This window comes from Aliiroseovarius sp. B-4 (genome assembly GCF_056857795.1).
In genome coordinates, this window is the sequence record NZ_JBSXNV010000031.1 from 269,860 (window position 1) to 279,899 (window position 10,040).

A 10,040-nucleotide genomic window follows, 5' to 3' on the forward strand; every position below is an offset into this window, starting at 1 on the left:
GTTCGGCTCACCCCTTGATCGTGCCGGTGACGACGTGTTCCAGATCCAGACCGTCGATTGTCAGCACCATCCGCGCTTCGAAGGTTTTGCCGTCCGTGCCACCCGCCTTGCGGGCCGCTTCTTCGATGGCCTGTTGCGAGGTCACGCCGACCTGTTTCAGGAATTTGCGCATCGACATGTTGAAATCTTCGCTCATCTTCATCTCCTTTTCAGGGTTGTTCATCACCGTCGCGCCTGTCCGGTCTAGTGATCCTTGCGTTTGGAAAAGTAGTCTTCGGTCGTGCGCACGGCAGGTCGTTCGCCGCCAGTGAATGGATTGTCTTGCGAATGGAATTGTGCCTGCACGCGGCAATTTTCGCACATCTGGATCATCCGCGCAGCGGCGGGGTTGGCAAACATTGCGTGGTTGCCCGCCAGCTTTTCAACGATCCGCTCAACAGTGGATTTGACGCCGAACAGGCTACCGCATTCGACGCAGGCGAACGGCTCTTCCTCGTGCAAGACCACCTGCGATAGCGCCGCGTCGGTCAGGTTAAGCTGCGGTTGCAAAGTGATGGCGTTTTCGGGGCAAACATTGGCGCACAGACCGCATTGCAGGCAGGCATCTTCCTGAAAGCGCAATTGTGGCTTGTCTGGGTTGTCCACCAATGCGCCGGATGGGCAGAGCGAGGCGCACGCCAGACACAGTGTGCAGGCATCGGTGTCAACGATCACAGCGCCATAAGGTGCGTGGGCGGGCAGGGGGGTGATTTCTGCTTGGGGTTGCAGCGTCTTTGCGGCCAGCCGGGTAATCTGGCGGCGTGATCCTTGCGGCAGGATTGGCGCGGCAAGCTGTGTGGTTGCGACATTGCGGTCAAACAGGTGATCCGACAGCCTATCGGGGTCTGTGATATCCAGCAGTGCGACGCGATCGTCTGACCAGATGGCTGCGGTCAGATCGACCTGCGTCTGCAATACATCGCGATCGCTTTTGGGGGCCAGCAGGATATCCACCCCGGCAAAACCGCTGGCCAGGGCCGCGAGCATCTCGGCATGACCGAACATCGCCAAAGCGTCGATTTCCAGCGGGATCACATGGGCGGGCAGCCCCTTGCCAAACCGAGCGGCAAGGCGGATCATTTCGGCACCGTGGCCGTCATGCACAAGAAGCGTTCCGGTCTGCCCGCCAGCCTTACGGTAGGTCGTGGCCAGCGTGTAGATGCGGCGAAACACATGATCAAGCGGCGGCGCGTCATAGGTGATCGCCCCGGAGGGACAGACCGCTGAACAAGCGCCACAACCGGCGCAGATCAACGGATCGACGCTTACATGTTCGCCGGCAGGCAGGATTGCACCCGTGGGGCAGACATTCAAACAGTTAGAGCAGGCAGGTTTCTCGGCGCGGGAATGCGCGCAAAGAGACGGCTCCAGTCGTACATGGAGCGGTTTTTCAAACGTGCCGACCATCTGGCTGGCGGCAAGAATGGCATCGGCGACCGCCGGCAGGCTGTCCGGGTCGGCGCGCACATAGCCATCGCGCTTGTCCGGGGCGGGAAACAGGGGCGTATCACCTGTCAGGTCAAGAATCAGGTCACAGCCTGACTGCGCGCCGTCGCGTGGTGCCGTCAGCGCGGGTGCACCGCGCCCGCCCGGCAAGACCTGCTGGAACGCGTCAATCGTCACCTCAAACTGGCCCAGCGTGCCTGCGACCCGGCGCAACTGCCCGACGCAACTGTCATAGCGGGTCGTCACGGGCATGTCCGCCGGTTGCGAGACAAGCACCGTCACCGCCAGAATATCGGCCAGTTTCTCAGCGGCACCAAAGGCCGCATCCGGTGCGCCCAATATAAGGCAAGTGCCCTGCGAGACGACATCGACGGTCTTGGGCTGGGGCATCACGAGTGCTGCGTCGGCCACAAGGGCTGCCATTTTTGCGGTCGTGTGCGCGGCGTCTGCGGTCCAGCCCGCTCGGTCGCGTATATCGACAAAGTCGGGGATGGGCGCACCAATATCTTCGGCCAGGTCTGCGAAGCGGCTGGCTTCCTGCTGGCAGGCAATCATCACACCGCCCTTGGCCATCGCCTTGGCGGCCAGGTCGGCTTGCGCCTGACACAGTGCAGTGTGCATGCGCGAGCATTCTAATCCCGTCGCCGCGCCCAATGCGTCGCCGTCAATATTTTGCGTGCCCAGACAATCACAGATCAGCAGTGTTTTTTTCATTTCGACCCCTCACCCATGTATTGGTAGGATGGAACGGCGCCGGATGAAAGGCGGTGTGACCAAATTCGGCGATCATTTCCGAAGATCGGTGGGAAAGGACCGTAACAGCGATGTGTCGGCGCAGTTGGTCTTGGTCAGAGCGTTGGCCGAAACAAGGTTGCGTGGCTGCCCAAAGCCGACAACGCACTTTATTTTTCTCGTCGTTTCAGTAGACTGATTGAGACTCGAGATAACGTCGTAACCAGCAGGTGCCAGTTTGTCCTTCGTCTTTCCCAATTCCCAATCCATCCCGCTTGGCGTTGTGATGCGGAAAACGCCCGGTGTGACGCGGTGGGCGAAATGGGCCTGGCGGGCGGTTGATGTGTTGCCGGGTGCAGGGCCTGCGCGGTGGAAGGTTCTGCGCACCGAAGGTCAGGTGACAGACTATCACGCCGCAACCGTGCCGCTGGAGCTTTTTGTTTCGGATACCGAGGCTTACGTGCATGAATTGCAAGCGCGCCAACCCTCCATCTACGTGATACTTAGCCCGGATGAGACATCGCCGGAGACCCCGTGGAAGCTGTCGCTTGCCACGGCATCGCCCTATGAGGCGCAGGATTATTGTGATTCCTCTGAGGTTCTGGTGGAAAAAGTGCCTATGCCCGAAGGCATGTTGGCCTGGGTCGCAGATTTCGTGAACCGCCACCACGAAGAAGAAGAATTTGTGAAACGCAAGCGCAAGAATATGAACGTGGATGGTGATCAGGACGGCATCGGTGATCCGCGCATCGTGCAGGACAGCGATGTCTACCGCTCGCCACGCCGCCGAAGGGAGTCCATGAATTGAGCCGAAACGCGACATTCTGGGACCGTCGCCGCGCCGCTGTCGAGGCTGAGGCGGAAGCCATCGCGGCCGAGAGGCAGGCAGCGATTGAGGCCGAGCAGCGCAGCGCCTTGGAAGAGAAAAGCGACGAGGATATTCTGTTGGAGTTGGGTCTGCCTGATCCCGACACTATGTCCGAGGGCGACGACTTTGCCGCCTTTATGGCCAAGGCCGTCCCTGAACGTATCCGCAAGCGCGCATTGCGCAAGCTGTGGCGTAGCAATCCGGTGCTGGCTTGCGTGGACGGGCTGAATGACTACGACGATGATTATCTGACCGGAAGCTACGGCAGCGCACCGCTTCAGACCACATATCAGGTGGGTAAAGGACTGCTTGCGCATGTGCTTGACGCGGCGCGTCAGGACGAAGCTGAGGGGGACGCGGCAGAAGACGACGTGAAACCACTTGGCAAAGAAGACAAACTGGCCGAAGATATTGGCAAGGACGTTCTGGCAGATGGGGTTGAAGCTACGGCCCCAGGCGTTGCGGAAGATCAGGGACAGAAGACTGACCACCCCACGCCGCGCAGAATGGTATTTCATTTCGACGGACATGACGTATGACCCTGGCACAAACTCATCCCGAGACAATCGAAGAGGACCGGTTGCGCGCTGACCTCTACAATTATCTCGGCGTTATGTTGGCGGGCCCGCCGGATGAGATGCTGTTGGAGCAGACTGCGGCGCTGACAGGGGATGCGTCCCCACTGGGTCAGGCGATTGAGGGGCTTGCGCGGGTTGCGAAAGTTACGAAACCCAAAGCGGCAAGCAGGGAATACAACGCGTTGTTCATCGGCCTTGGGCGTGGTGAGCTGTTGCCCTATGCCAGTTATTACATGACCGGTTTTCTGAACGAGAAACCACTCGCCAATCTGCGCGCCGACATGGCTGCCCTTGGGATCACCCGGGCACAGAACACGTTTGAGCCGGAAGACAACATCGCCTCGTTGATGGAGATGATGGGTGGCATGATCGTCGGGCGCTTCGGCAATGCGACACCATTGCAGCGCCAGAAAGATTTCTACAACACACATATCGGGCCATGGGCCACGTATTTCTTTGCGGATTTACAAGGTGCCAAGGGGTCGGTGTTTTATGCTTCGATTGGAGCCGTCGGTTCAGAGTTTCTGAGCATAGAGCAGGAAGCATTTCGCATGATGGCAGGCTGACGGCCTGTCGATATAAGGGTGGCCGGGGGCTGCCTTGAGACGACAACAGGGAGGGAACACATTCAAATGGCTGATACAAAGCAAGGCACAACGCGTCGGAATTTCCTGAAGATTGCCGGCACCGCCGTGCCGGGGGCGGTCGCCGTCGCCAGCGGCACCACCGCCGCGCAGGCAGCGCCTGCCGAAGTCGATCTGTCATCGCAAGTGATGCAGGACACCGAACATACCCGCGCGTATCTGAAAAGCACCCGCTTCTAAAGCCGCGCGACCCGCCCCGCCACCACTTGGCAGGGCGAATGAGACTGGGACCAAGACGTCTGCAGCGCAGAACCAGGGAGAACAATGATGCTTAGAAAAAAAACAAATGGCAGCGCGCGGCGTTCCGCAAGACCGTCAATCACACGTGCTGCAACCACCACCGTTGACCGCCGCACTTTCTTGCGCGGCTCGGGACTTGCAATTGGCGGGCTGGCGGCTGTTGCTGCAACTGGCGGCACCGTCACGCAGGCTACGGCACAAACCGCAGCGGAACGGGCGATTGAGATCAAGAAAACAGTCTGCACACATTGCTCGGTCGGATGCACGGTCATTGCCGAGGTGGATAATGGCGTCTGGATCGGGCAGGAGCCCGGCTTTGACAGCCCTTTCAATCTGGGCGCGCATTGCGCCAAGGGCGCATCGGTGCGCGAACATGCCCATGGTGAACGTCGCCTGAAATACCCCATGAAGAAAGAAAATGGCGAATGGGTCCGGCTGAGTTGGGAACAGGCGATCAATGAAATCGGCGATGGCATGATGAAGATCCGCGAAGAAAGCGGGCCGGATTCGGTGTATTGGCTGGGGTCTGCCAAGCACAGCAACGAACAAGCCTATCTGTTTCGCAAGTTCGCCGCCTACTGGGGCACCAACAACGTCGATCACCAGGCGCGGATCTGCCATTCGACCACGGTGGCCGGTGTGGCGAACACATGGGGCTACGGCGCCATGACCAACAGCTATAATGACATTCATAACTCCAAGGCAATCTTTCTGATCGGCAGCAACCCTGCCGAGGCGCATCCAGTTTCGCTTCTGCATATCCTCAAGGCGAAAGAGGAAAACAACGCGCCGGTGATCGTGTGTGATCCGCGCTTTACCCGCACGGCGGCACATGCCGACGAATATGTGCGCTTCCGGCCCGGTTCCGACGTGGCGCTGGTCTGGGGCATTCTGTGGCATATCTTCGAGAACAAATGGGAGGATCAGGAATTCATTCGCACCCGTGCCTGGGGCATGGACCAGATCCGCGACGAAGTGAAACGCTGGACACCGGAAGAGGTCGAGCGTGTAACTGGCGCTCCCGGTGAGCAGTTGGAGCGGGTTGCGCGCACCTTGGCCAACAACCGTCCCGGCACCGTGATCTGGTGCATGGGTGGCACGCAGCACAGCAACGGCAATAACAACACCCGCGCCTATTGTATCCTGCAACTGGCCCTTGGAAATATGGGCCGCCCGGGTGGTGGCACCAATATTTTCCGCGGCCATGACAATGTGCAGGGGGCCACGGATCTTGGGGTTCTGGCTGATACACTGCCGGGCTATTACGGCTTGTCGGATGGCTCGTGGGCGCATTGGGCACGTGTTTGGGAAGAAGACCTTGACTGGCTCAAGGGACAGTTTTCCGATGCGACGTTCGGCGACACCAAGATGATGAACCTAACGGGCATTCCTGTCAGCCGTTGGATCGACGGGGTGCTGGAGGACAAGGCCAACCTTGACCAGCCCGACAATACCCGCGCGATGGTGCTTTGGGGCCATGCGCCGAACTCGCAGACTCGCATGAAAGAGATGAAGACCGCGATGGAGAAGCTTGACATGCTTGTCGTCGTCGATCCGTATCCGACCGTCTCGGCCGTGTTGCATGACCGCACCGATGGCGTCTATCTGCTGCCAGCCAGCACGCAATTCGAGACGCGTGGCTCGGTGACGGCCTCCAACCGATCGCTGCAATGGCGTGAACAGACAGTTGCGCCACTGTTTGAGTCGCTGCCCGATCATACGATCCTCGCGAAGTTTGCCGAGAAATTCGGTTTCCATGACAGGATGTTCCGAAATATCGCGATTGACGACGGAGGCGAGCCTAATGTCGAGGACATCACCCGCGAGTTCAACCGCGGCATGTGGACCATCGGCTATACCGGTCAAAGCCCCGAGCGGTTGAAGATGCACATGGCCAATCAGCACACGTTCGACAAAACCTCGCTGCGCGCCGTGGGCGGCCCAGCGGATGGTGATGTCTATGGACTGCCTTGGCCCTGCTGGGGCACCGCCGAGATGAACCATCCCGGCACGCCGGTTCTGTACGATATGTCGATCCCGGTGGCCGAAGGCGGCCTGACCTTCCGCGCCCGGTTCGGGGTGGAACGTGACGGCGACAACCTTCTGGCAGAAGGCGTCTATTCCGCGGGGTCCGAAATCAAGGACGGCTATCCCGAGTTCACCATGCAGATGCTGCGTGATCTGGGCTGGGACGGCGATCTGACGGACGTGGAACGCGCCAGCATCGACCGGGTTGCCGGCTTCCCGGACGGGGCACCATTGGCGGCGGAACCGGCGGATGACGGCGGCACTACCGAGGAAGTTGGCGAGACATCTCAGCAGGGCGATCTGCCGTCGGATTACCAGTCCAAATCCGGTGGCGTGAACTGGAAAACCGACCTGTCGGGCGGCATCCAGCGGGTGGCCATCAAGCATGGCTGTGCGCCCTTCGGCAACGCCAAGGCCCGCACCGTGGTCTGGACCTTCCCCGATCCGGTGCCACTGCACCGCGAACCGTTGTATACCAACCGCCGCGATCTGGTGGCCGACTATCCGACATATGAGGACAAGAAATTCTGGCGCGTGCCGACGATGTACGAATCGATCCAGAAGAACGATTTCTCGCAGGATTATCCGATCATCCTGACGTCGGGCCGTTTGGTCGAATACGAGGGCGGGGGCGACGAATCCCGTTCGAACCGGTGGTTGGCGGAATTGCAGCAGGATATGTTCGTCGAAATCAACCTCCGCGATGCCAACAATCTGGGCGTCCGTGATGGCGAACAAGTCTGGGTCGAAGGGCCCGAGGGCGGCAAAGTCAAGGTGATGGCAATGGTCACTGAACGGGTCGGAGAAGGCGTCGCCTTTATGCCGTTCCATTTTGGTGGCCATCTAGAGGGCAAGGATCTGCGCGACAAATACCCCGAGGGGGCCGATCCTTATGTTTTGGGGGAATCCACCAACGTCGCCCAGACCTATGGCTATGACAGCGTAACCCAGATGCAAGAGACCAAAGCGACCCTCTGCAAAATCTGGTCAGCGTAAGGGAGAAGAGAAATGGCAAGAGCAAAGTTCCTCGTTGACGCCGAACGCTGCATCGAATGCAACGCCTGTGTCACCGCCTGCAAGAACGAAAACGAAGTGCCGTGGGGTATCAATCGCCGCAAGGTGGTCACGATCAACGACGGCAAGCCGGGCGAACGCTCGATTTCCGTGGCCTGCATGCACTGCTCGGACGCGCCCTGCATGGCAGTTTGTCCGGTTGATGTGTTCTACCAGACCGAAGACGGGATCGTGCTGCATTCCAAAGATCTGTGCATCGGTTGCGGTTATTGTTTCTATGCGTGCCCGTTCGGCGCACCGCAGTTCCCCCAAGCGGGGAATTTCGGGTCGCGGGGCAAGATGGACAAATGCACCTTCTGCGCCGGTGGCCCCGAGGAAAATAACTCGGCTGCCGAGTTCGCCAAATATGGCCGCAACCGGATCGCTGAAGGCAAATTGCCGATCTGCGCCGAGATGTGTTCCACCAAGGCCCTGCTGGCGGGCGATGGTGACACCGTGTCCAGCATCTATCGCGAACGGATCGTCGCCCGTGGTTTTGGCGCAGGCGCCTGGGGTTGGGGTACGGCCTATGGCAGGAAAGGTCAGGCCGGACCACGATTGGGAAGCGGCGGATAAACCCGCCCGCATTCCCTGCGTTGAACGGGCGGTCCTGACCGGGCCGCCTGTCTTTTGCGACACAAGGTAAGGATCGTCCAAATGCTTCGTCTATTCGCCGTTTTTGTCCTGGTTTTTGGCCTGCTGACGCCCGTGTCGGCACAAGAGGCTGTGGACAATCCGCGCGCCGAAACAGGCGGGGCGCAGACATTGGCCGACATCCTGCGCCGTCAGGCCGACCAGAAGGTGGACGACACATTCCGCCGTTCCGTCACGGGTGACCCGGACTCTGCCGCGCCGATCACCGCCCCGCTTGGGACGCTCGGTGGGCAATCTGACCCTGACCTGTGGCGCGCGCTGCGCTATAGCACGGCGGACATAACGACACAGACACGCGGACCTGCCGCAAAGACTCTGATTCAGGATGGCGGCATGTGGTGGCTGAAGTTTCGCGAAGGGCCGCTGTTAACCTATGGCGCGGGCCTTTTGGGGGTCACGCTGCTGCTGCTGGCGCTGTTTTATCTGTTTCGTGGACGTATCCGAATTGACGGCGAAAAGACCGGCCGCACGATCACCCGGTTTTCCGGTGTTGAGCGGTTCGGGCATTGGCTGCTGGCGGGTTCTTTCCTCATCCTTGGTTTGACTGGCCTGATCTCTCTGTTCGGGCGCAAAGTGTTGATACCAGTCTTCGGGCACGACGCGTTCTCGACCCTCGCGATTGGCACCAAATGGGTGCATAACAATATATCTTGGGCGTTCATCGCGGCGCTGGTCATCATCTTTGTCTTCTGGGTTGCCCACAACCTGCCAGACCGCACCGATCTGAAATGGATGTCGCAAGGGGGCGGGCTTGTCGGCGGTGGACATCCTCCGGCCAAGAAATTCAATGCGGGGCAAAAGCTGATCTTCTGGTCCACGATCATCTTGGGTGCATCGATTTCGCTTTCAGGTCTATCGCTGCTGTTTCCGTTCGAGTTCAATTTGTTCGGCGCTACCTTTGCAAAGCTGAACGATTGGGGTGTTCCCAACTGGTTCGGGCAGGACCGTCTACCCTATCCGCTGACGCCTCAAGAAGAAATGCAGTACGCTCAGCTTTGGCACGCGGTCGTCAGCTTCGTGCTGCTCTCCATCATTTTTGCTCATATCTATATCGGTTCGATCGGGATGGAGGGTGCATTTGACGCCATGGGCAGCGGCGACGTTGAAGAGCAATGGGCCCGCGAACACCACAGCCTGTGGGTCGACGAGGTGCGCGAGGCCGAAATCCAGCAGGGCAAGGAGGCGTAGGATGAAAGCGTTTTTGGCAGCATTATTCGCCCTCGTGGTGATCACCGTCGGCGCAAATCAGATCTTGGTGAACAGCGACTTTTCGTCGAGTGCCGTTACAGCATCATCGGAAAATGTAAGACTGAGCGACTGAGGCTGCTGTCGGGCATCGTAAACGAAAATCTACCCGTGCCGGGCAGGGCGGTCATTTCACCGTTCTGAATGTCACATTCGTTGCCCTGGTCAGTTATTTCAAGAAGCTTCCGGAAATCATTCGCTTTGCAGTGACGATGTATGCCCTTTTCCGGTTGCCGCGTCGAGGTGAGGAAGAGGTGAGGTGCCCCTAGTTTTCCAGACACCTTCTTTGTTGACGTTTTGTTGTCTGTTTTCGAAGTCGACGGGCGACAGCGTCCCGTACACCCAGCTCGTCGGAGGCGTAAGCTCGTTCCACTAAAGCGTTTCGACATTAACCTGCGACATATCCGGCAGCCTTGAAGTAATTGCAGCACTCGTCTGGGTCGTAGAGATCGCAGATTGCACCGATGGCCTCAAAAACCTCGGTGAAGGTTCTGGCCCCGATCTTTCGAAGGT

At 59.1% G+C, this 10,040-nt stretch carries 10 protein-coding genes and 1 pseudogene; 8 read left to right on the plus strand and 3 right to left on the minus strand.

Going from position 1 to position 10,040, the window contains the following annotated elements:
* Window positions 1-7 precede the first annotated feature (7 nt).
* Window positions 8-196, minus strand: coding sequence for a DUF6494 family protein (locus AC13C8_RS06305; protein WP_091432317.1), 189 nt, complete (start codon window positions 194-196; stop codon window positions 8-10).
* 47 nt (window positions 197-243) lie between these two features.
* A complete protein-coding gene (locus AC13C8_RS06310) occupies window positions 244-2,199 on the minus strand; it encodes a 4Fe-4S binding protein (RefSeq protein WP_482846749.1) in 1,956 nt (651 codons plus the stop codon).
* A 256-nt stretch (window positions 2,200-2,455) separates the two neighbouring features.
* Between AC13C8_RS06310 and AC13C8_RS06315 the strand changes: the two genes are divergently transcribed.
* The 8 genes from AC13C8_RS06315 to AC13C8_RS06350 all read left to right on the plus strand — a co-directional run bounded on the left by AC13C8_RS06315 (window position 2,456) and on the right by AC13C8_RS06350 (window position 9,603).
* Window positions 2,456-3,025, plus strand: coding sequence for a DUF3305 domain-containing protein (locus AC13C8_RS06315; protein ID WP_482846750.1), 570 nt, complete (start codon window positions 2,456-2,458; stop codon window positions 3,023-3,025).
* Window positions 3,022-3,624, plus strand: a complete 603-nt coding sequence (locus AC13C8_RS06320) for a DUF3306 domain-containing protein (protein WP_482846751.1) — start codon at window positions 3,022-3,024, stop codon at window positions 3,622-3,624. The genes AC13C8_RS06315 and AC13C8_RS06320 overlap by 4 nt, the downstream gene beginning before the upstream one ends.
* On the plus strand, window positions 3,621-4,229 hold the full coding sequence (locus tag AC13C8_RS06325) for a TorD/DmsD family molecular chaperone (RefSeq protein WP_482846752.1): 609 nt from the start codon (window positions 3,621-3,623) through the stop codon (window positions 4,227-4,229). Before AC13C8_RS06320 ends, AC13C8_RS06325 begins: the two co-directional genes overlap by 4 nt.
* Before the next feature lie 66 nt (window positions 4,230-4,295).
* Window positions 4,296-4,487, plus strand: coding sequence for a twin-arginine translocation pathway signal protein (locus AC13C8_RS06330; protein WP_091430339.1), 192 nt, complete (start codon window positions 4,296-4,298; stop codon window positions 4,485-4,487).
* A gap of 87 nt (window positions 4,488-4,574) precedes the next feature.
* Window positions 4,575-7,571, plus strand: coding sequence for a formate dehydrogenase subunit alpha (locus tag AC13C8_RS06335; protein WP_482846761.1), 2,997 nt, complete (start codon window positions 4,575-4,577; stop codon window positions 7,569-7,571).
* Between the two features lie 12 nt (window positions 7,572-7,583).
* Window positions 7,584-8,204: a formate dehydrogenase FDH3 subunit beta gene (gene fdh3B, locus AC13C8_RS06340; protein WP_091430337.1), complete on the plus strand. Its 621-nt coding sequence runs from the start codon at window positions 7,584-7,586 to the stop codon at window positions 8,202-8,204.
* A gap of 81 nt (window positions 8,205-8,285) precedes the next feature.
* Window positions 8,286-9,470: a formate dehydrogenase subunit gamma gene (locus AC13C8_RS06345; RefSeq protein ID WP_482846753.1), complete on the plus strand. Its 1,185-nt coding sequence runs from the start codon at window positions 8,286-8,288 to the stop codon at window positions 9,468-9,470.
* 1 nt (window position 9,471) lies between these two features.
* Window positions 9,472-9,603, plus strand: a complete 132-nt coding sequence (locus tag AC13C8_RS06350; protein ID WP_281242446.1) for a hypothetical protein — start codon at window positions 9,472-9,474, stop codon at window positions 9,601-9,603.
* 312 nt (window positions 9,604-9,915) lie between these two features.
* Here the strand turns inward: AC13C8_RS06350 and AC13C8_RS06355 are convergent.
* Window positions 9,916-10,040 (minus strand): annotated as a pseudogene (locus AC13C8_RS06355) (IS630-like element ISSpo6 family transposase); the annotation flags it as partial.